Source organism: Desulforhabdus amnigena, from assembly GCF_027925305.1.
GTDB lineage: Bacteria > Desulfobacterota > Syntrophobacteria > Syntrophobacterales > Syntrophobacteraceae > Desulforhabdus > Desulforhabdus amnigena.
In genome coordinates this window covers 200484-220000 of sequence record NZ_BSDR01000001.1, presented here as the reverse complement: position 1 = coordinate 220000, position 19517 = coordinate 200484, and the positions used below count along the sequence as shown (strand labels likewise).

Annotated in this window: 22 protein-coding genes (1 of these 22 only partly in view); 1 reads left to right on the top strand and 21 read right to left on the bottom strand. The window is 56.1% G+C overall.

The annotated features are described in order from the left end of the window. The 17 genes from QMG16_RS01055 to QMG16_RS00975 all read right to left on the bottom strand — a co-directional run. A protein-coding gene (locus tag QMG16_RS01055; protein WP_281791814.1) for a response regulator transcription factor crosses the window boundary here: on the bottom strand, window positions 1–380 show its 5' portion. Its footprint begins 301 nt before the window's first position; the window shows 380 of its 681 coding nt (coding positions 1–380); it begins with the start codon at window positions 378–380; its stop codon lies beyond the left edge, outside the window. 73 nt (window positions 381–453) lie between these two features. Further along, window positions 454–825, bottom strand: coding sequence for a DMT family transporter (locus QMG16_RS01050; protein WP_281791813.1), 372 nt, complete (start codon window positions 823–825; stop codon window positions 454–456). A gap of 175 nt (window positions 826–1000) precedes the next feature. Continuing rightward, the gene (locus tag QMG16_RS01045) at window positions 1001–2683 is read right to left on the bottom strand and encodes a phospholipid carrier-dependent glycosyltransferase (RefSeq protein ID WP_281791812.1); all 1683 of its coding nucleotides are present in this window, start codon (window positions 2681–2683) and stop codon (window positions 1001–1003) included. Next, complete coding sequence (arnD, locus tag QMG16_RS01040) at window positions 2680–3603, bottom strand: 4-deoxy-4-formamido-L-arabinose-phosphoundecaprenol deformylase (RefSeq protein ID WP_281791811.1); 924 nt, start codon at window positions 3601–3603, stop codon at window positions 2680–2682. The genes QMG16_RS01045 and arnD overlap by 4 nt, the downstream gene beginning before the upstream one ends. After that, the gene (gene arnA / locus QMG16_RS01035; RefSeq protein ID WP_281791810.1) at window positions 3579–5591 is read right to left on the bottom strand and encodes a bifunctional UDP-4-amino-4-deoxy-L-arabinose formyltransferase/UDP-glucuronic acid oxidase ArnA; all 2013 of its coding nucleotides are present in this window, start codon (window positions 5589–5591) and stop codon (window positions 3579–3581) included. The genes arnD and arnA overlap by 25 nt, the downstream gene beginning before the upstream one ends. 19 nt (window positions 5592–5610) lie before the next feature. Then, the gene (locus tag QMG16_RS01030; protein WP_281791809.1) at window positions 5611–6624 is read right to left on the bottom strand and encodes a glycosyltransferase; all 1014 of its coding nucleotides are present in this window, start codon (window positions 6622–6624) and stop codon (window positions 5611–5613) included. Then, window positions 6621–7769 carry an aminotransferase class I/II-fold pyridoxal phosphate-dependent enzyme gene (locus QMG16_RS01025; protein ID WP_281791808.1) on the bottom strand — a complete coding sequence of 383 codons (1149 nt, stop codon included), beginning with the start codon at window positions 7767–7769 and terminating at the stop codon, window positions 6621–6623. Before QMG16_RS01025 ends, QMG16_RS01030 begins: the two co-directional genes overlap by 4 nt. 152 nt (window positions 7770–7921) lie before the next feature. After that, window positions 7922–10021 carry a bifunctional DedA family/phosphatase PAP2 family protein gene (locus tag QMG16_RS01020; RefSeq protein WP_281791807.1) on the bottom strand — a complete coding sequence of 700 codons (2100 nt, stop codon included), beginning with the start codon at window positions 10019–10021 and terminating at the stop codon, window positions 7922–7924. Next, on the bottom strand, window positions 9985–11193 hold the full coding sequence (locus QMG16_RS01015; protein WP_281791806.1) for an MFS transporter: 1209 nt from the start codon (window positions 11191–11193) through the stop codon (window positions 9985–9987). Before QMG16_RS01015 ends, QMG16_RS01020 begins: the two co-directional genes overlap by 37 nt. Beyond that, entirely contained in the window at window positions 11184–11573 is a 390-nt protein-coding gene (locus QMG16_RS01010) for an undecaprenyl-diphosphate phosphatase (protein ID WP_281791805.1), read from the bottom strand. The genes QMG16_RS01015 and QMG16_RS01010 overlap by 10 nt, the downstream gene beginning before the upstream one ends. Next, a complete protein-coding gene (locus QMG16_RS01005; protein ID WP_281791804.1) occupies window positions 11555–12178 on the bottom strand; it encodes an undecaprenyl-diphosphate phosphatase in 624 nt (207 codons plus the stop codon). The genes QMG16_RS01010 and QMG16_RS01005 overlap by 19 nt, the downstream gene beginning before the upstream one ends. A gap of 134 nt (window positions 12179–12312) precedes the next feature. Continuing rightward, window positions 12313–12936: a DedA family protein gene (locus tag QMG16_RS01000; protein WP_281791803.1), complete on the bottom strand. Its 624-nt coding sequence runs from the start codon at window positions 12934–12936 to the stop codon at window positions 12313–12315. Window position 12937: 1 nt separating this feature from the next. Then, a complete protein-coding gene (locus QMG16_RS00995) occupies window positions 12938–13486 on the bottom strand; it encodes a COG1361 family protein (protein ID WP_281791802.1) in 549 nt (182 codons plus the stop codon). Window positions 13487–13497: 11 nt separating this feature from the next. Beyond that, window positions 13498–14253, bottom strand: coding sequence for an ABC transporter permease (locus tag QMG16_RS00990; protein WP_281791801.1), 756 nt, complete (start codon window positions 14251–14253; stop codon window positions 13498–13500). Then, entirely contained in the window at window positions 14250–15185 is a 936-nt protein-coding gene (locus QMG16_RS00985) for an ABC transporter ATP-binding protein (RefSeq protein WP_281791800.1), read from the bottom strand. Before QMG16_RS00985 ends, QMG16_RS00990 begins: the two co-directional genes overlap by 4 nt. 105 nt (window positions 15186–15290) lie before the next feature. Next, window positions 15291–15653, bottom strand: a complete 363-nt coding sequence (locus QMG16_RS00980; protein ID WP_281791799.1) for a PepSY domain-containing protein — start codon at window positions 15651–15653, stop codon at window positions 15291–15293. A gap of 184 nt (window positions 15654–15837) precedes the next feature. Continuing rightward, window positions 15838–16353, bottom strand: coding sequence for a gamma-glutamylcyclotransferase family protein (locus tag QMG16_RS00975; RefSeq protein WP_281791798.1), 516 nt, complete (start codon window positions 16351–16353; stop codon window positions 15838–15840). On the opposite strand from QMG16_RS00975, the gene QMG16_RS00970 reads away from it, so the two are divergent. Continuing rightward, window positions 16347–16718 (top strand): four helix bundle protein, encoded by a 372-nt coding sequence (locus QMG16_RS00970; RefSeq protein ID WP_281791797.1) that lies wholly within the window; start codon window positions 16347–16349, stop codon window positions 16716–16718. The genes QMG16_RS00975 and QMG16_RS00970 overlap by 7 nt on opposite strands. A gap of 28 nt (window positions 16719–16746) precedes the next feature. Here the strand turns inward: QMG16_RS00970 and QMG16_RS00965 are convergent, their stop codons facing one another. The 4 genes from QMG16_RS00965 to QMG16_RS00950 form a co-directional block, all read right to left on the bottom strand. Beyond that, window positions 16747–17526 (bottom strand): glucosamine 6-phosphate synthetase, encoded by a 780-nt coding sequence (locus tag QMG16_RS00965; protein ID WP_281791796.1) that lies wholly within the window; start codon window positions 17524–17526, stop codon window positions 16747–16749. Then, window positions 17511–18032 carry a DUF5049 domain-containing protein gene (locus QMG16_RS00960; protein WP_281791795.1) on the bottom strand — a complete coding sequence of 174 codons (522 nt, stop codon included), beginning with the start codon at window positions 18030–18032 and terminating at the stop codon, window positions 17511–17513. The genes QMG16_RS00965 and QMG16_RS00960 overlap by 16 nt, the downstream gene beginning before the upstream one ends. Window positions 18033–18043: 11 nt before the next feature. Further along, entirely contained in the window at window positions 18044–19006 is a 963-nt protein-coding gene (locus QMG16_RS00955) for an amidoligase family protein (protein ID WP_281791794.1), read from the bottom strand. Window positions 19007–19255: 249 nt separating this feature from the next. Further along, window positions 19256–19513, bottom strand: coding sequence for a hypothetical protein (locus tag QMG16_RS00950; RefSeq protein ID WP_022993020.1), 258 nt, complete (start codon window positions 19511–19513; stop codon window positions 19256–19258). Window positions 19514–19517 lie beyond the last annotated feature (4 nt).

Here is a 19517-nt window from a genome sequence, read left to right as displayed (position 1 = left end):
AGGACCGATTGACACTGGCCTGCGGATCTCCGGAGCAAGGCGCGTACCCGGGCCAGCAGTTCATCCATGGAAAATGGTTTGCTCAGATAGTCGTCCGCACCAAGATCAAGGCCCTTCACTTTATCGGTCGAGTCTCCCTTTGCGGTCAGCATCAGCACAGGGGCGTCGATCTTGATCTGTCTCATCTCTCTCAGTACCGTAAATCCGTCCATTTTTGGCATCATGATGTCGAGAATGATTAGATCAAAAGGGTTTTCGCAGAGTTTGTCCAGCGCCTCCTCTCCATTTGACACCGTCTCCACGATGTAGCGCTGGCTTGTTAAAATTTGCCGGATCTGATCCAGCAACGAGAGATTATCGTCAACAAGCAAGATTTTCATTTCCGCACGTTCCATGAAATTGATCTACCGTCATCTTTGAGCGCCTTAGCCGGCAAGCCATGAATACGGCTTTTCATGCTGAACGGGTAATCAGCCAAACACCAGCGCATATGACAATAATACCGGCCCAGCGGGTAGCGCCGATCCCCTCATTGAAAAACATTTGACCGGCAAAAGCCGTGACGATATAGCCGATGGAAAGTAGCGGATAGGCATAGCTGACCTCAACCCTGGAAAGCACCAGCAGCCAGACCGCCACGCTAACGACATAACACCCCAATCCGATCAATATAAAGGGGTTTAACGCCACCGCAAAAAAAATGCGGCTGCAGTTTTGCAAACCGAAGTCAAAATAGCCGATTTGACGCATTCCCTGCTTAAGGGCCAACTGAGCCGAAGCGTTGAGAAGCACTCCAAGTACAATGAGAGGAAGATATCTGGCCATGATCATCCTTTTGCTGTAACCGTTATTGCCAGTCTTACCCATACGAGCAAGACCACTTCACGACATTCACAAATAGCGCATTTCATATATAATTTCAATAAGATCAGTGAGGTGGCTAAAAACATATGACCAATAGGGCTACCGATGCCCTTCAAACCTTTGTTATGAGCCAATATCAAAATTTCCAGATAACATACCCTTCAGGACCACTCTGATCCTGGAAAACAGGCTGGGGGAGCTGATCCCGCCATCGGGCGATATGTTTCACCCTGGCAATCAGTACAGTCCTGCCCCGGTTGTTCTGAATCAAGTCGACCGCAGTTTGCATATCAAGCAATCTGCCAGCCGCATCTTTATATTTCATCCCGTAATCAAGCTCACCCGTTCCACCCAGTAAGTAAACATCGTTTCGTTTCAGATACCAGCCCACTGCCCTGATCGAATTTTCATCGGAAATGACAATATCTTTGCTATCAATACCTTGGGCGTATTGTTCCAAAATGGGTCCAGGCGATTTTACCTCTCTGGTCAAGTCCGGAATAGTAAAGTGAACAACAAAAAATAGAAGAAGCGGCGAGAGACCGAGTAAAAGTGTTTTGCTGACCGTTGTCCGGCTTCTGAAAGCCCAAACGAGAAATAGTACAAAATACGCCAAGCCATTGACGACCATCACGGCTTTCCATGCCTGGCTGTATGGTCGGAACCCGTTGAAACCAAAAAGTTGAACATACAAAAAAGCTACTAAAATCAGACTGAAGAGAATGGTGTTGACAACAATCCCCCCCTGGAACAGCCTGCTCCGCGTATCTTTCTTTAGCACATGCAACAACCCAAAAGCGATGAGAATGGCAAACGGCGGGAAACAGGGAAGTATGTAGGTTAAGAGCTTCCCGTTTGAAAAAGAGAAGAACAAAAACGGCAGCACCAGCCAACATAGACAAAATTTCAGCAACCGGCCTGCCGCCCCCTGTTCAAACAATCGGGTTTTTATTCCCGGTACGGCTGCGGGCACCATAAACACCCAGGGAATAAACATGCCCGGTGCCGTCAGAAAGAAAAACCAGAACGACTCTTTATGTTGAGCATTGTCGGCCATAAACCGGCGGATATGTTCGTTCCAGAAAAAGAAACGCCAGAAATCAGGTTCCCGAAGGTGGATTGCGATACTCCATGGCAACGAAACCAAAATAGCGGTTAGAATCGGCAGCCAGCTCATGCGCAACAAATCGGCATACCGGCGCTGCCAAACCAGATAGGGCGCTACCGCCAAAACCGGCACGGCAAATCCGAGAAACCCCTTGGTCAGAAAGGACAGGCCGCAACTCAGACCGGCGAGAAACAGGTAACCTTTTTCTCGCCCCGACCCTGGCGGTGACTCCGTGGCAAAATAGAAAGCGGTAATGGTCGCCGTAAGAAAGAATGAGAACAAGCTGTCTAACACGGCAGTGTTTCCCACCCCGAACACCTCAAAACAGGATAAAAAAACAAGAGTGGCCAGAATAGCCGGAAAACCGCCGTCTTCATTTTCACGACGGGAAGTTCGCCATATCAATACATATATCAACAAGGCTGACAAACCCACGGATAGGGCGGAAGGGAGGCGTACGGCAAAGTTGTTTTCCCCGAACATCAGAAGTGAGCCGGCATGAACCCAATAGCCCAGCACCGGTTTTTCAAAGTAGCGCAGACCGTTAAGATGAGGCGATATCCATTCGCCGCTGGCAATCATTTCTCGGGGAATTTCTCCGTAGCGCGTTTCATCCGGAACAACCAGGTCACGCACCCCCAGGGGAAGAATGTACGCCAGTAAAAAGAATGACAGAATTAATAGAATGTAGCGTTTATTCAATGTGCTCATCGTTTGCTGACCTTATCGTGAATTTCCATGCTATCCGTGTCATCCTGGCAGGCAAGCCATCCGTCCCTGCCGGCGAGAGTACCTCTAACCATCCTTGATTTTTTTGCTTTTCCGGTTTCGCCAAGAATGTCGCCAAGAGGCACGAAGACGATATCCCGCTGTTGTGACTTGAACAAAAAATCCCGGAACAATTCCAGGCAAGCGACCCCCTCCACTTCGGCGTGGATGGTCAACACATTGAGCTGATCGGGACGAATCATATTCAAAAGGTGGTCGTTGTAAGTCTCTGGTGTGCATTGGCGGCCGACGAGCTCATCGTAAGTCGGCAGCGTGGTCGGGACCTGAACATGACGAGACGGCCGGTTGTCGATCAGCGGATAAAAAAGCGAACGACCGCGACAATCGGATTCAAATCGAAAAGGGAATTGCTCTAACGCCAATAGCGCTTCAGGTGTCACCCTCCAGGCAGGGGCCGCGAAACATTCTGGGGCGTGTCCCAGGATATCCGTCAGTAATTCGTAGCCTTTACGGATTTCAGCGATTATTGCGGCCTGATCCATCTTTTCAAGCGCCATCTGCCAGCGGTGATGGTCCCAGGCATGTAGGCCGACCTCATGCCCCGCCTCCACAACCTGACGAATCGGACCAGGACAGCGCTTACCGATCACAGCTCCGGGCCACAGGGTGCCCCGCAAAAGAATATCCCATCCATACAGACTGACCGCCCGCGTTCTGAGCATCTTGAGCAGAAAGGTGGGCCGCATCAAACGCCAAAGATGTCGACCCATATTGTCTGGCCCCACTGAAAAAAAGAAGCTGCCCCGGATTTGGTGCCGGGCCAAAAGGTCGACCAGGTTCGGAACCCCGATACGGGTGCCCCGCAACGTATCGACATCTACTCGCAGGCCGACATGGCACATGATGCCTCCGCTGCGCATTCCACCGCCGATTTAAGAAAATAATCCAGCGTTTCTTCAACGGACTGCTCAAAAGGCACGTTCGGCGTCCACCCCAAAATGCTCTGAGCCTCGCGGATCGATGGCCGCCGATGCTGAACGTCCTGATAGCCCGACCCATAATAGGCTCGGGCCTCGATTCGTTGAATTCCGCCAGCCGGAGGGAAATGATACCGAAGTGGATGACCGTCAAATTTTTCCCGAAGCATATCGGCAAGAGCGGCCATACTGTATTCGTTGTTTGGATTTCCGATATTGAAGATGCGCCCATTGCATTGGTCGTTCTTGTTTTCGATGACCCTGAAGAGACATTCGATACCGTCCCTGAAGTCGGTAAAACAACGTTTCTGCTTGCCGCCGTCCACCAGGCGAATCGGGGTGCCTTCCACCAGATTCAGGATGAATTGGGTGATCACGCGTGAGCTACCGATCCGGGCGGATGCCAGGGAGTCGAGTTTCGGGCCTACCCAATTGAAAGGTCGGAAAAGGGTGAATTGCAGCCCCTGACTCTTGCCGTATGCCCAGATCACTCGATCCAACATCTGCTTACTGCAGGAATAGATCCAACGTTGTTTATGGATGGGGCCAAGAACAAAGTTTGACCGCTGCTCGTCAAATTCATCATCTGTGCACATGCCATAGACTTCCGAGGTGGAAGGAAATATCAGCCGTTTCCCATACTTGACGCAATACCGCACGACACGCAAATTTTCTTCGAAATCCAGTTCGAATACCCGCAACGGATTGCGGACATACTCAATCGGGGTGGCAATGGCCACCAGCGGCAGGACAATATCGCATTTACGAACATGATACTCGATCCATTCCCGCATGATCGAAATATCGCCTTCCGTGAAATGAAAATCTGGATGCCCCAACAAATGTCCGATGCCGCTCGAACACAGGTCCATTCCGTGGACCTCATAGCGGCCGCTTTCCAACAACCGCTCACTCAAGTGATTGCCGATAAAGCCGTTGACGCCAAGGATCAGGACATGCTTTTTGCGGTGTTCCTCTGTTACCGTCTCGGTTTGGCCGTTGAATCGCATGCCGACAGCCAAGTTAAGTTCCTGCGCGAGTTGCCGGCCGCTCATGTAAACGCCGTTTTCACTCTGCCCGTAGCGAACCTCCACCGTGCCGTCGCCACAGGCGATTCGCAGAGGATCTGTCGATAGTATGCCGCCTGGATAGGCCCCCGGCGCTGCTGCCGTCGTCTCAACGTCCCAAAAGATGCACTTGCGGTTTCCCAGAAAGGAAAAAGCACCTGGATAGGGGCGGGTCACCGCCCGCACCAGATTTCGAACGACTGCCGCATTTCGAGTCCAGTCGACCAACCCGTCCTGCGGTCCGCGCCCGCCAAAATAGCTTGCCAACGCTTTGTCCTGTGGAACGCGGTCAGCCTCGTTTCCCCGGATTTTCGGCAACAGGACATCGAGCATTTCTCCCGCTGCACTGGCGAGCTTCGCATGCAGGGTCAAGGCCGTGTCGCTTTCTTCGATGGACACTTGCTGTTGTCCGACGATGTCACCGTCATCCGGCCGTGGCGTCATGTAATGCAGGGTCACCCCGGTTTCTTTTTCTCCATGGATCAACACCCAGTTCACCGGACAGCGGCCCCGGTAACGGGGCAGAAGCGAACCGTGAAGGTTCAGACAGCCCTTCAAGGGGACGGCGAGGATCTCCTCGCCAACCATCTTGCGGTAATAAAAAGAAAAAATGACGTTCGGCGCCAATTCCCTGATCCGTTCAACCCAGAGGGGATGGTTGATATCTTCCGGCGCATAGACCGGAATATCATTGGCGGCCGCCAATTCCGCCACTGACTCGAACCAGGTATTTTCATTCGGATCGTCCTCATGGGTAAAGACCGCCTGGATATCATAGCCATGCGCCAGAAGGGCTTTGATGCCAACGCATCCGATATTGTGATAAGCTAATACAATTGTTTTCATAAACTTCTCCTAAATAAATTCAAACTTGTCGATTTGCTCGACTTGCGACCATCGTATAGAGAGCAGAATCGGGTTGGTCGCCGCAATCATCGAGGGAGTTGCCCCGGATTTCATGGATAAAAAAGCGGGGCCTGCTGCGAACATCGTGATAGATGCGTCCGATGTATTCACCGAGAAGACCCATGCCGATAAACTGTGCCCCAATAAAGACAAAGAGCACCGCAAACAGCGTAAATATGCCCTCGGCAGCCCACTGGGAGCCGTAGGCAAATCGCAACACCATCAGAAGGACGCCGAAACCGATGCCGCTGGCCGCGATGAGCAACCCCAGCAATGAAAGTAAGCGCAGGGGAAAAGTGGACATAGAGGTGAGCAGATCGAACTGGAGCGAAATCAGTTTGAAGAGGCTGTACTTGGATTCACCGTTTTCCCGCAAGGCGTGTTTGACGGGTATTTCAGCGGTGCTGCCGGCAAAACTGTTGGCCAGGATCGGAATAAAAGTGGAGCGCTCCCGACACTGGAGCATGGCCTCGACAACCGGCCGCCGGTAAGCCCTGAGCATGCAACCGTAGTCATGCATCATTACCCCGGTGGTCTGCCGGACGAGTCGGTTGACCAGCGCCGATGCTGTGCGGCGGAATAGGGAGTCCTGCCGATTTTCGCGCACCGTGCCCACGACATCCACACCGCGATCCATTTCATCGACCAGTCTGGGGATTTCTTCGGGAGGATTCTGAAGGTCCGCATCCAGCGTGACGACGATATTGCCCTTGCTCTGCTCCAGCCCGGCAAAAACCGCCGCGTGCTGGCCGTAATTCCGGTTCAAAATCACGCCGACGACTTCAGTGTGTTGATCAGCGGCCTGGAGAATGAGATCACGGGAGCCGTCCCTGCTGCCATCATCCACCAGGATGATTTCGAAATCGCGTCCGTTTTTTTGGCAGGCGGCCAGACAGCGGTCAATAAGCTCCGGCAGATTGTCCCTTTCGTTATAGACCGGGATGACCACTGAAAGATCCGGTGTGACATTCATGCGAGCACCTCCTTGATGGCCGCAACAACCTCATCCACATCGTTCAAGGTCATGTCCGGAAACAGGGGAAGCGAAAAAATCCGATCCGAATTCCACTCTGTGTTCGGCAGTACGCCTTCGGGCAGTTGCAATGTCTCGCGGTAATATTTCTGTCTGTGCACTGCCTTAAAATGGATACCCGTACCGATATTCCGCTTTTTTAGTTCCGCCATGAAGGTTTCCCGGTCCATACCCACCCGCTTTGTGTCCAGACGGACAACAAACAGGTGCCAGGCGTGGCGCATGGGATAGGAAGGAACGGCGAGAGGCACGATTTCATCAACATTGGCTAACAATTCCCTGTAACGATGCGCCAGAAGCGCCCGTTTTTGATTGAACTCGTCCAACCGGCGTAATTGTCCTAAAGCAAGGACCGCCGCCATATCGGTCAAGTTGTACTTGAATCCAGGCTCCTGAACCTCTGCCTGCGGAGAACGCCCCTGAGTGTTGCGGTCATAGGCGTCCACGCCAAGCCCGTGAAACTTCAGCCTCCGGATATGTTCGATAAGGCCAGGGTCGTTGGAACAAAACATCCCGCCTTCGCCGCAGGTCATGTTTTTGATGGGGTGGAACGAAAATATGGCGGTTCCCCGTCGGCCGATTCGTTCTCCCCGGTATTCTGTGCCGACGGCATGGGCCGCGTCCTCGACCAACGGAATGTTGTTTGCCGAAGACAGTTGCCGCAACGGGTCCATGTCCACCGCAGCGCCTGCGAAATGCACAGGGATGATCAGTCTGGTACGTGCGGTAATGAGCGGTTCAATGGTTTTCGCCGAAACCAATAGCGTCTCGCGCTCGATATCGGCAAAAACCGGCGTGGCTCCGGCGAGTTTGATGAGATTCACTGTGGAGACCCAGGTCATGGAGGGGGTGATCACCTCATCTCCGGGGCCGATACCCAGGGCCGCCAACAAAAGATGCATGCCAGCCGTACCGGAACATAGCGCCACTGCCCCTTCAGTATTGCAGTAAGCTTTAAAGGTCTCTTCAAACTCGGCGGCCTTGGGGCCGGTGGTGATCCATCCGGAACGTAGAACTTCGGCCACCGCCTCGATTTCGGGTTCGCTGATGGACGGTTTGGAAAACGGCAGAAATGTTGTCCGCATAATCTCTTCCCTCTATCCAGGTTCAATCATTTATATGCCGGATCGGAAAGGGATCTCCTGATCCGATCCGTTGTTGGGTGGGAATGTAACAGACGAAAATGAAGAACGGATGAAGCGGCGAGGAAAAAGGATTCCGGGTGTTTTTTATCAAATCAGTCAGTCAACACTTGGTCTGCCAACAACACACCACCGCTCCATTGTGTCCCTTGATGCTCATGGACAGTTCGCGTTTCACGATCCGCCCGATGAACCAGCCTTACTTTGAATGTGCCACCGAGTGTTTGCTCCAGCAGGTGCAACGGACGTTCATAGTTTCCGGTATCCTTTGCCATGGTTATCAAGCCCGCCAGGCTGCGCCCCTGCTGTTCCTCTATGGTCCCGACAAATAGAGGTGTATCTTTTCCGTTTATTTTGACATCGGCGGACCAGAGGCGAAGCACAAGACGCTGGACCCCTCTCCCCGTTCGAACAAGGCGCAAACGCTCCACCTTGCCGTCGTGAAGTAGCGGCAAAACCGGGAGCTGTTCAATCGGCGTGCCTGGGGCAAACATCCCAAGGAAACTTTTTGGATTCATCGGCAACGGTCGCCGCCATCCTTTACTCATGAGAAAGCGGGACAGCTCATCGGGTGATCCGGCCCACTGGACGGTGAGAGGTTGTTCTGGTTCGCCCTCCATGTCGACCCGCCAAGCTGGAAGGTCGCGCCAGACATCGGCTTGCCATGATGTGAGCGCAATGTTCCGCATGGGATGGCGCGGGGCATAAAACGCTAAGTCCTTTTCGTGCTTCTGAACCACATGCCAGCTCCCGGCAATGGCGATAACGAGGACAACCGTCGATGCCAGCAAACGCCGAGGAATCTCGTCATCAGCCCCCTTCAGCCAGGCTATTCCCATGAACGCTGTCCAGCTTGTGCCGACAAAATAGCCGCCCAGGACATCGGAAAGCCAGTGTGCGCCCAGATAAAGACGGGAAAAGCCGATAACAAAGGAGATCAAAACAACGCTTGAAAACAACCCCAAGCGCCATGCTCCGGTCAGTCTCCGGGCAAGCAGGATGGCAAGAAATCCATAAAGGATCACGCTCATGGTCGTGTGGCCGCTGGGGAAACCGTAGGCCGAAGCACCGTGGTAAATAGCCACGGGTCGCGGCAAATGAATGGCCCATTTGAGCAACTGAACCCCCAACAGGCCGCCAAGCGCAGCCAGTGCCCAGAAAGTCGCCGCCCGGCGGCAGCGTTTCACGAGCAGAACAAGCAGAACCGTGCAGAACAGGGCGATATTGACGAACGAATCACCTAACTCGGTTACCCCGACAAAGGCATTATCCACCCAGGGGGTACGAAGAGATTGAAGAAAGTGGTATACCGCTTGGTCCGCGACAACCAGCGGGTCTTTTGCCATAACATCCTGCAACACACCAAAAAAGCCCCACCCTGCTGCAAAAAGGAGCAGCGTTAAAAATGCGAACAGCAGTTCTTCTCCTTGTTTGCTGAAAATCAGGATCGAAGTAGTTCGTTTAAAAAGCCGTGGCACAGTCCCTTGATGTGGAAGTTCCGTCGTTGTCCATTGCTTCAAAACGGCAAAAACGGCTGGTCCTTTGCGGTCTAATAAAGACAGGGTTCTCGTGGATATCCAAATGAGGCTCCATATCCCGGCCACGAGTATCAACACGAGCACGGCCAATCTGGTGCTGACGGTCCCCGCCAACGCCAGAGATGCTCCGAAAAAGACCCCCGGCAGGATATAAACCAAGGCCCAACCAATGGCCGAAAGAACATTGACAACGCTGAAACGCACAGGGTGCATGCCCAGCATTCCCGCCACGACCGGTATCATCGGGCGCACCGGCCCAACGAAACGACCGAAAAGAACGCTCTTGACCCCGTGGCGATGAAAAAAGGCTTCTCCCTTGTTCAGCATTCCGGGGTGGCGTGAAAACGGCCAGATATTGACCAGCTTTTCTTTGTAATGATGCCCCAACCAATAACTGACACCGTCTCCGGCAATCGCTCCGATCATGGCCATCAGAAGAACGGGAAACAGGTTCAAGCTGCCTGTGGCCACAACCGCTCCGACACCAAACATGATCACCGTACCCGGCACCAGAAGCCCCACCAATGCCAGGGATTCCGATAGTGAAATCAGGAATATCAGGCCATATGCCAACTCGGGATGATGGCTGATAAAGGTCAGCAACGTATTCAGATACGTTGTCATCGGGGCACCTCGCAAAATGGTCGCTGCCGCCACGCCTTGAGGACAATACCCATCAACGCCAGTGCGGCGAAGATCGCCCCCGCATAGAAGGTAAAGGATGCGCCGAAGCGATCCCACAACAGCCCCGCTGCGGCGCTGGCCATCAACATGGCGATGCCGCTGACCAGATTGAAAAAGCCATAGGCGGTTCCGCGCAGATCCACAGGCGCTGCGTCGGCAACCATGGTCGCCAGCAATCCCTGGGTCATCCCCATGTGAAGCCCCCACAAAGACACCCCGACGGCGACGGTAAGCCAATGGTCGTTTGCGGCCAATACCAGGTCGGCCGCGATCAGAACGATCAGGCCCAGCGACAGCAACGTGCCGTGGTTCGTTCGATCCGAGAGCCTGCCGAAAGGATAGGCTGATCCTGAATAGACGAGGTTCATGCCGACCATTACCAGGGGGACGTAGGCGACCGGAATACCTCCTTGCTGGGCGCGGAGCACAAGGAATGCTTCACTGAACCGCGCCAAGGCGAAGACCGCGCCAATACCGACGACCCACCAGTAAGCCCCGCTCAGTCGCCTGAGATTGTCGCGGCGAATCGGATTGGTGCGTTCTTCACCAACGTGCCGTTCCGGCTCGCGCACGCCGAACAGGAGCAGAGCGACAGCGATCATACCCGGGATGACAGCGACCCAAAACACGGCTCGGAAGTTGTTGGCCCAAAGCAGCATCAAGCCAACCGCCAGCAGCGGGCCGAAGAGCGCCCCGACCGTATCGAGGGATTGACGCAGGCCGAATGCCGCGCCGCGCATCTCGGGTGGAGCCAGGTCAGCCACCAGCGCATCGCGGGGAGCGCCCCGCACCCCTTTTCCCACGCGATCCAGCAGGCGGGCGGTGAAAACGATGGCGGCGGATGGCGCGATGGCAAACAACGGCTTGGTCAGCGCTCCCAAGGAGTAGCCGAAAACAACCAGTACCTTGCGTTTACCCAGATAGTCGCTGAGGGTCCCGGAAAATACTTTGACGATGAGAGCTGTGGACTCGGCCACTCCTTCGATCAGGCCGACGGCGAACGTGCTTGCTCCCAAGGTGCCGACCAGAAAAAGGGGAAGCAGGCTGTGGATCATCTCGGACGAGATGTCCATGAACATGCTCACCAGGCCGAGAGCCCAAATGCTGACGGGGATACGCTTGAATGGCGTGTTTTTCATATCCATTTCATCTTCGTCGTCAGCAGGAACACCGTCGTCGCCACGGCAATGGCCACACGATAGTAGCCAAAGATTTCCAATCCGTGCCGGGACAGGTAACTCACCATCCATTTCACGGAGATGGCTGCGGCGATGAAGGCCACCACCACGCCGACGATCAGCGAAAAATGATCGAATGTCTGCAGCATCAACTGGCCATGCTTCAGCGTGTCGTATGCCGTGGCCGCGCCAAGCGTCACGACCCCCAACAAAAAACTGTATTCGACGGCCGCCTCCATTGTCAGCCCCACCAGCAAACCGCCCACAATGGTGACCAGGCTACGACTGACACCAGGCCACATGGCGATGCATTGGGCAAAACCGATGATCAAAATGCCATTCGCCAAGTCATGTCGTCCAGCAAGCTGCCGGTTCGTGCTCCCTGATCCCTTGCTCGGTTGCGCCAACTCACGGCCAATATGGCGAGACCGCCGAGCAGCCATGCGGCGACAACAGGCCACGGTCCGAAGAGGTATGATTTGATCACCCTATTGAACAGCAAGCCTAAAACCGCAGCGGGCAGAAACCCGGCCACCACGTTGAACAACAGTCGGCGGCCGGTGGAATCCTTTCCCATCATCCCCCGCAAGATCTGTTTGATCCGCCCGGAATAGAGCCAAAGCACGGCCAGGATGGCTCCAGCCTGAATACAGATGGTGTAAGCGTCAACGGCTTCCTTGGTTTGTTCCCGCTGCGCTGGAGATTGACGAGGATCTTCGCCGATACCCATGATCTTTTCCGCCAGCAGCAGATGGCCCGTAGAGCTGACCGGCAAATATTCCGTGAGTCCTTCGACCACGCCCAAAACCACGGCCTGGGGGGTGGTCATTATTTTCTGTTCAACAGCAACCGCCGGATTTTCCCCAGGCGTTCCTTCAGAGCCGAGAGCTGAAAAGGAACACACCAGCAATGTCAAAGCCACGATGACGGCTGCATGCAATCTTTTCCCCATGGGCGCTATTTCTCCATGTCTTGAAAATTCATTTCATCTCCAAATAAAAAACATACGACGCTGCTAATATAGAAGGTCGAAGCTTACCTGGACATTCGCCCAAGTTTACTTTTTGGTAAACTTCAGGAGCGGTTTTACTCTGAAAGCTTCTGCTCCCGCCTTGAATGGCTCTGACTTTTACGCAAGTAAAGAAACACAGTGACACCACATGCGATCACCAGAAACAGGGTGACCCAGTGAAGGTTTTCCAATACCATCTGCTCATTGCGTCCGAAAAAATAGCCCATGCCCGCCAGCACCAACACCCATATTCCCGCGCCCAACGCCGTGGCCACGCAAAAAATGAACATATTCATGCGGGCCAGCCCCGCCGGAAGTGAAATATACTGGCGGATGCCCGGAAGCAACCGGCCGACAAAGGTGCTGATATGCCCATGACGTTCAAAAAAGCGGTCTGCATTTTCCAGGGACTTGGGGCTGACCAGCAGATACCGACCATATTTCATAAAAAACGGTCTTCCGAACTTCAGGGCGATCCAATAGTTGAAGACGGCCCCTAACAGGCTACCCAAGGTGCCGCAGAGGATGACCATTCCAATGTTCATTTCTCCACCCGCCGCAAGGTAGGCGGCCGGTGGGATGACTACCTCGCTGGGAAACGGAAAAAACGAAGACTCCAAGGCCATGAGCATCACGATTCCCGGATATCCCCATTGGCCAACGGTATCGGCCAGCCAAACGATAGCCTGGTGAAACATGTCAAAGCCTCCCGTTCCCATGACGCCGCCTTGTATTATTGAAGATCATCAGACCGATGAACAGCAAGGGTATCGCCGCCGCCACCGGCAACACCCTTCCTGCCTGAAGCACCGGCTTTTGCCTGACATGGAACTGAATGGTCGGGCTGGTGTATACTTGTCGGCCGCCACGGTCGGTAACGCTGACCACCACCCGATAATCGCCGCCCTTGATCAGCCGCATGGGCCAATCGGTCCGCAGGGTCTCTCCGGGTTTCAGGCTCGCTCCGGTGACGGCCTTGTGCGCGCTCCAGTCTTCCAGGTCAACCGGCTGTTCATTGCCTGGATCGATTTCCACCAGGCTGATCCACGCCACCAGACCTTCAATGGGGGTCCCCCCCGTGTTGGTGATGGTGCTCCAGAATTGCAGGTGGTCTCCCATGACAGGCGACGTCGGATTTTTTCCACCGGGCTGAAGGTCGAGGGCCACAGGGGCCTGAGCCGCCGCTGAAACGGACACTAACAGGAACGCTGAGAGAATAACCGGAAACAGAGTTTTCCATATTTTCATGATGGTTCCCCTTATTGAAAATTGGGATGGGCGGCACTGCGGCGGGCCGCAAGCAGGCAAAGTACCAGCCATACCGTCACAAGGATCAGTCTTGACGTCTGAGCCGAAAACGGATCGCTATCGATAATGACACTATCGAAGGTGTTGAGCGCTCCGGCAAACGGGTTGATCGCGTCCAAGATGCGTCCGACGGCAGTGCCGCGCAGACCGGGTCCGATGACCAGCGGACTTGCGGCCAGCATCAGCAATGTGACCGTACTGAGCAGGGATGCCAAAACGCTCCCCGTACGGGCAGACAACGCCATTGCAAGATACCCGAACCCGAGCACTACCGGGGTGCCAAAAAGGGCCAGATAGAACAGGGCCGCGCCAAGGTTTTGGCCGCTCGCGCCCACCGCCCACAGGTAAGGTGTCGCCACCGCAAACATGACTCCCCAGGCGGCCAGCATACCGACGGCCTTGCCAGCCAGCAAGGCGTCAGGAGCGACGGGCGCGCACAGCAGGGGCACCAGGGTGGCCCGCTCTTTTTCACCGGCATAGGTGTCGCTTCCCAGAATAACGGCAAGAAGCGCTCCGGCGGCCAGGACCGTCCCGGCCATCATGTAGACCACCTGGGCGTTGTCGAGCAGACTCAGTTCGGTGGTACTCACCAGGAGCAGGCTGAACGCTGACAGCAAGCCGCTGAAGGCCAGCAGCCAAAGCATGCCCCGTTGACTGCGCAGCATCTGCGCGCTTTCCTTGCGAGCAATGATCCAGATCGTATTCATAATACTGCCTCCTGAGCATGAGGCCTGTCCTGGCCGGTATGACTCATGTAAAGCTCCTCCAGACTCGACGCCTCGGAACGAATTTCCAAAATTTTCCAGTCGCGCCGCCACAATTCATGCCAAAGAGTGGACGGTCCTCCGGATGGCGCGGCCTGGACTTGAACGTACCACCAGCCGCCTTCACGTCCCGCTATGGCGACCCCGGCCGGAAGGTTTGTGGTGTCCGGCGCGGATTCCAGGCGCAGGCGGTATCGTTGACCGCCCCCCTGTTCCGCCAGCAGATCACCAAGGGAGCCTTCGAGCCGGGTGCGGCCGTTGTCGATGATCCCGATCCGGTTGCACAAACGGTCCACATCGTCCAACAGGTGGGTACACAACAGCACTCCAGCCTTTCCGTCGGAGGCGAATTCCACCAACAGGTCGTGAATCTCGCGCCTGCCCTTGGGATCGAGTCCGTTGGTGGGTTCATCCAATATCAACAGTTTGGGGCGAGATATTAAAGCCCGGGCCACGGCCAAACGCTGCTTCATTCCTCTGGAATAGGTCCCGATAGGACGGTGCGCCTCTGCACCAAGTCCCACTTTTTCCAGCATTTTTGCCACATCCTGCTTTGTGGGCGCAAAATCATACAACCCTCCGTACCATTTGAGATAATCGGGAGCGATCATCCAGTCGTAAAACCCCGCTTTTTCCGGCATCACCCCCACCGAACGGCGGATGAAAACAGCGTCGTCCGCTGGGTTACCGCCCAGAACGCTGATACGTCCACTTCCGAAAGCACGGAGGCCCAAAAGGGCAAAAATAGTGGTGGATTTGCCGGCACCATTCGGCCCCAGCAGACCATACGTGTCACCGGGACGCAGATGAAGATCAATGCCCTTGAGGATTTCCTTTCCTTCGATAGGTAACCGAAGGTTCTCGATATTAATCATGGCATAAGCCTCGCGTTGAAAATTTGACACGGCATTGCCGCCGTTGATAACAGCGCGCCCTGAACACCAATTTGACAGACGGGTGTTCAGGGCGCACTGATTAGATTAATCCTCGTCGTCCGCTTTATCCTTTTCCATGGCCAGCACCTTTCCCGAGCCGGCATCCACCTTCACCTCCATGATGGCCTTGCTGGCCGAAACCACTTCGACGTCGTAGACCAGAAAACCGTTTTCGTCCTCAAGCTCCGTTTTCAGGACTTGGCCCTGGACCGAGGCCAAGGCTCGCTCAACGGCTTGGTCAATCGAAATCTTGGCCATCGAAGGGAATTCGGCTTCGGTCTGTTTTTCGATCCGGATGGTGCCATTCTTGACTTCGGTATCGTCCGTATCGGCAAAACTTGCTCCCGCAACGGCAAGCCCGACGACCAAGGCCCCACTTCCCACAACAGCAATCCATTTCTTCTTCATGATAATACCTCCTATTATCAGGTTGTTTCGGCAGTAACATCGGCCAGACGACCAACGCCTTGCCCTGTCGGTTGACACCACTATAAAACGCCATCATGAAGAGAGCATGAACGGGAAAGCGCAAAATCGTTTCATTTGGAAATGGGTGAAGGCGCATTAACCATTCTGAAAAATCATGTTAATTTTAAAGCCTCGAATCCCAGACGCCGGAATCAAGCCGGGTGCCGTTTTCAACACGCGGTATCCAATAGGTCCAGGCTGGAATCGAGTTGCGTCCACACAGCACCGCCACCATCACCCGCTGGTACATGCTGTGTCCGCCGGGCCGAAATCCTTCCAGCCGGTCGATGGGCGGTAGGTCGCGTTGCGGGTCGGTGAAGGTCACCACTTCCCCATGGATCAGATCCCAGTCGCCGGTCGGTCGGCCGAAGCGTGGCGTGTCGATCTTCTGTTGTCTGCGGGCGTCGGCCAATGGGTCGGCGGTGCCCCGGGCCAGGATCAGCCCTTCCGGCACCTCAAGGGCCGGGAACCCGGCGTGGAGATGATAGAGCCTGCCCCAGACCACGGCTGGTTCGATGCTGCGGGCCTGGGCGCAGAAGCGTTGATGGTTCCAGTAGCCCCGTTTCAGGGTACCGTAGACGAAGAGCCGCAACAATTGCTGATTGGGGATTTCGGATTGAGGATTGATTGAAAATGTCATATGTTACCTCCATGGATGCTGATGAGTTCAAAAACAGAACCAAGACTTTCGCGATCAGGGTGATCCGGTTGGTGGAAGCGTTGCCGAAGAACCAGACCGCGAAAGTGATCGGAAACCAATTGCTCCGCTGTGGTACTTCGGTTGGCGCGAACTATCGCGCCTCCTGTCGCGCCAAGTCCCCCGCCGACTTCATCGCTAAAATGGCCATCGTCGAGGAAGAATGCGATGAATCCATCTACTGGATGGAGTTGATCGCCGATGCCGGTTTAATGAACGAGAAGCGCTTGACCGATCTGAAAAACGAAGCAAATGAAATCCTTTCCATGGTCGTCGCCTCCATAAAAACCGCCCGCTCCCGCAAATAATCCGCAGTCCGCAATCCAAAATCATCAATCAACCCGTCCCTTTGCGCTCCTGGGGTATGAAGCGGAATTTGCTGTTTTCGATGGCCCGCACATCCTCGTGGCGGATGGTGAGCATGGTCATGGGCGGCACCTCCAGCTCGCGCCAGCCCTTCTCGTTGTCCACGGCAAAGTCGATGAAAGCGGCCTCCGAGGCGTAAAGCACTACCCGGTGCTGGCAGTGGATGCGCAGGCAAAGCGGCTTGTTGCCCTTGAGCACGGTGATGGTGCCGGGGTCGAGCCGTGAGGCCAGCACGGCGCTCATCTGGCCACGACAGAGGGCAAGCGCCTTCTTCAGCCCCTCCTGGTCGATGGGTCCTTCGGGCGCGAAGCGGTCGGCCAGGCGGAAGATCAGCTCGCTATCCACCTCGGCGTAGCGCGGCAGGCCGAGACGGCGGAACAGATAATCGGCGTTGTAGATGGTGCCGTTGTGGGTGCCGATGACAATCCCGGCCCGGATGGGATGGTTGTTGCGGTTGTTGAGCTCGTTGCCTCGGGTGCGCCAACGGGTGTGGCCCATGAGGATGGTGGTCTCGTTGTCGACCTGCCCGAGCAGTTCCTGGAACGGCTTCTCGTAGACCAGCTCGTGCGCCCGCATCGGCCGCTTGAAGATGCGGTGGCTGCCGTCTGTCTTGAGCCAGGCCAGACCGGAGGCGTGCGGTCCGCGCTCCTCGCTGTGCAGCAGCATGCGGATGAAGAGCTCGCGCAGGTAATCCCGCTCGTCGGGCCGTCTGCGCTTGCGGCCGAAGATGATGCCTACTTGTCCGCACATGGAGCCGGGTCCTCCTTGCCGCCGAAGTTCTTGCCGAGCGGTCTCGTCCCCTCGAGGACGAAGGCCGCGTATTCGCGCCGGTGGTCCGCCAGCCACACGGCCACCTCCGGGTAGCCCATCTCGGCGGTCAGCCGGGTCACCTCCGGGTGGTCGAGCATGTTGGTGCGCCCGGAGAGCCGCACCGTCTCCAGGGCTTCGAGGAATCGTTCCGGCCAGGTATCGCTGGCCTTGTCGTCGGGCAGGAACTCGATCAGGCCGTGCCGGGCCAGACGGGTGAGAAACTCGGCGGCCGCAGCGGCGGCTTCCTCCGGCAATGGCTGGGTCGGCCCGCCTTCGATGCCGGAGAGCACCTCGGTCATGTAGTCCCGGGGCACTCGGCTGGCGGTAAACGGCGTCTGGCCGCGCATCAGCTCGACCGCCTCAAGGCAGTCGGCGGCTTGCAGGGTTTCCCCGCTGCCGGGGATCGGTTCGCCGTCCAGCGTGGTGGAGCGGATCAGAATCTTCATGGGGTACCTCCTTAAACAGTGAGGCCGGGAACTTGCCCGGCCTCGTTGGTGAGAGTGGTGGTTTCGGTCTCAATCGGAAGGACGTCCTCCGGTTTGGGCCGTCCGTTCTTGAAGGCGGCGTCGCCGGGCATGTTGGCCATCAGATGCTTGCGGGCGGTCTTGAACTCGTCGCCGATCAGACCGAGGTGGAGCAGGAAGACCCGGAAGTCGTACTTGGCGCTTTGGGGATCGAAATCCCGCTTGCGGCTGGAGGCGGCCCGGCCATTGAGCGCCTTGGCGGCGACGGCGAGGCAGAACTGCAGGTAGGCCTTGATCCGTCCCGCGTGGAGGGTCGCCTCGAACCAGCGGAACTCCACCGTGCCCCGATACCAGACGTTGTGCAGGTTGACCCCGTGGTAGCGGCTGTTGTCGTAGTGCTGGGGCTGGCGGTTGTGGTAGCCGTACCAGATGCGGTTGAGCTGGTCCTTGGTGCGCGGGCGATGCTGTTCGATGCGCTGGATCAGGTCGTCGCTGACCGGCCGGGTGTAACGGTTGAGCCGGTCGCGGCTGATGCCGAGGGCGTGGAGGATCAGCGGCTCCTGCTTGTAGACGATCTTGGCCAGGTTACCCAGGTGCCTGCCATCGAAGGGCGCGGCGTCGATATGGATATGGATGCCGCACTGGCTGTTGATCTTGCCCCCGGCGCGGCGGATGGCCCGGACCATCTCCTGCAGTTGCGGGATGTCGTCGTAGCCGAGCACCGGGCTGACCACCTCGGCCCGCAGATGGGCCGGGACGCTGGTCAGGGAGGCGTCCCCCACCACCTTCCAGACGCGGCCGCGCAGGTCCTCGACCTCCCAGGGGTCGTAGCCGCTGGGGATGCCGACATGGCGGACCGTGCCGCCCACCACCGAGTGGATGGCCCAGGCGATCTGCTCCCGGGTGCGTTTTACGGTCTCGATCTCGATCCCGTAGTGGATCTCTTTCAGGTTCATGCGTGCCTCCGTCGTTCATGGCGCTTCTAAGTCGTTGTCAGGAAAGGCTTTTCAGCCTCCGCTTACACCATGAATGAATGCTTCTTTCTGGACACAAATCAAGTAGAAGAACAGCCGAAGCCGACATTTAACACGTTTATTTTCAATGACTTGCGAGTTTTGCCGGATTGGGCGGCGCACAGGCGGCAGAAACCCCGGAACGGGCTGGCCGTATCCGGGGTTTCTGGGTTGGCGGTGGCAGTGAGCCGGTCAGCCGGAGGCGGTATCGGAGGTGATCAGGCTGGCGTGCAGCTCGAGGTTGCGCGACTCATCGGCCCGCATCCGCGCCAGCAGCGCCGTGAAGGCCTCCGCTTCGTCGGTCGGGAGCTTTGATGCCCGTTCCAGCCGCGCCAGGCGCTGGTGCAGATTCTCCAGCAGGCCCAGGGCGTGGTCGCGGATCAGCCCGTCGCGCTTCTCCTGTGGCGTGGGGATGAACTCGGTCAGGCCGCCTTTGCGTCGAACGATCATGGCC

Coding starts and splice junctions, on each gene's coding strand:
- QMG16_RS00990 (WP_281791801.1), bottom strand. CDS start 14,253: ATGAATACGATCTGGATCATTGCTCGCAAGGAAAGCGCGCAGATGCTG.
- QMG16_RS01045 (WP_281791812.1), bottom strand. CDS start 2,683: ATGAGCACATTGAATAAACGCTACATTCTATTAATTCTGTCATTCTTT.
- QMG16_RS00950 (WP_022993020.1), bottom strand. CDS start 19,513: ATGATCGTTCGACGCAAAGGCGGCCTGACCGAGTTCATCCCCACGCCA.
- QMG16_RS00970 (WP_281791797.1), top strand. CDS start 16,347: ATGTCATATGTTACCTCCATGGATGCTGATGAGTTCAAAAACAGAACC.
- QMG16_RS01000 (WP_281791803.1), bottom strand. CDS start 12,936: ATGTTTCACCAGGCTATCGTTTGGCTGGCCGATACCGTTGGCCAATGG.
- arnD (WP_281791811.1), bottom strand. CDS start 3,603: ATGTGCCATGTCGGCCTGCGAGTAGATGTCGATACGTTGCGGGGCACC.
- QMG16_RS01005 (WP_281791804.1), bottom strand. CDS start 12,178: ATGGGGAAAAGATTGCATGCAGCCGTCATCGTGGCTTTGACATTGCTG.
- QMG16_RS00980 (WP_281791799.1), bottom strand. CDS start 15,653: ATGAAGAAGAAATGGATTGCTGTTGTGGGAAGTGGGGCCTTGGTCGTC.
- QMG16_RS01025 (WP_281791808.1), bottom strand. CDS start 7,769: ATGCGGACAACATTTCTGCCGTTTTCCAAACCGTCCATCAGCGAACCC.
- QMG16_RS00995 (WP_281791802.1), bottom strand. CDS start 13,486: ATGAAAATATGGAAAACTCTGTTTCCGGTTATTCTCTCAGCGTTCCTG.
- QMG16_RS00965 (WP_281791796.1), bottom strand. CDS start 17,526: ATGTGCGGACAAGTAGGCATCATCTTCGGCCGCAAGCGCAGACGGCCC.
- QMG16_RS00985 (WP_281791800.1), bottom strand. CDS start 15,185: ATGATTAATATCGAGAACCTTCGGTTACCTATCGAAGGAAAGGAAATC.
- QMG16_RS01030 (WP_281791809.1), bottom strand. CDS start 6,624: ATGAATGTCACACCGGATCTTTCAGTGGTCATCCCGGTCTATAACGAA.
- arnA (WP_281791810.1), bottom strand. CDS start 5,591: ATGAAAACAATTGTATTAGCTTATCACAATATCGGATGCGTTGGCATC.
- QMG16_RS00975 (WP_281791798.1), bottom strand. CDS start 16,353: ATGACATTTTCAATCAATCCTCAATCCGAAATCCCCAATCAGCAATTG.
- QMG16_RS00960 (WP_281791795.1), bottom strand. CDS start 18,032: ATGAAGATTCTGATCCGCTCCACCACGCTGGACGGCGAACCGATCCCC.
- QMG16_RS01015 (WP_281791806.1), bottom strand. CDS start 11,193: ATGGATATGAAAAACACGCCATTCAAGCGTATCCCCGTCAGCATTTGG.
- QMG16_RS00955 (WP_281791794.1), bottom strand. CDS start 19,006: ATGAACCTGAAAGAGATCCACTACGGGATCGAGATCGAGACCGTAAAA.
- QMG16_RS01050 (WP_281791813.1), bottom strand. CDS start 825: ATGGCCAGATATCTTCCTCTCATTGTACTTGGAGTGCTTCTCAACGCT.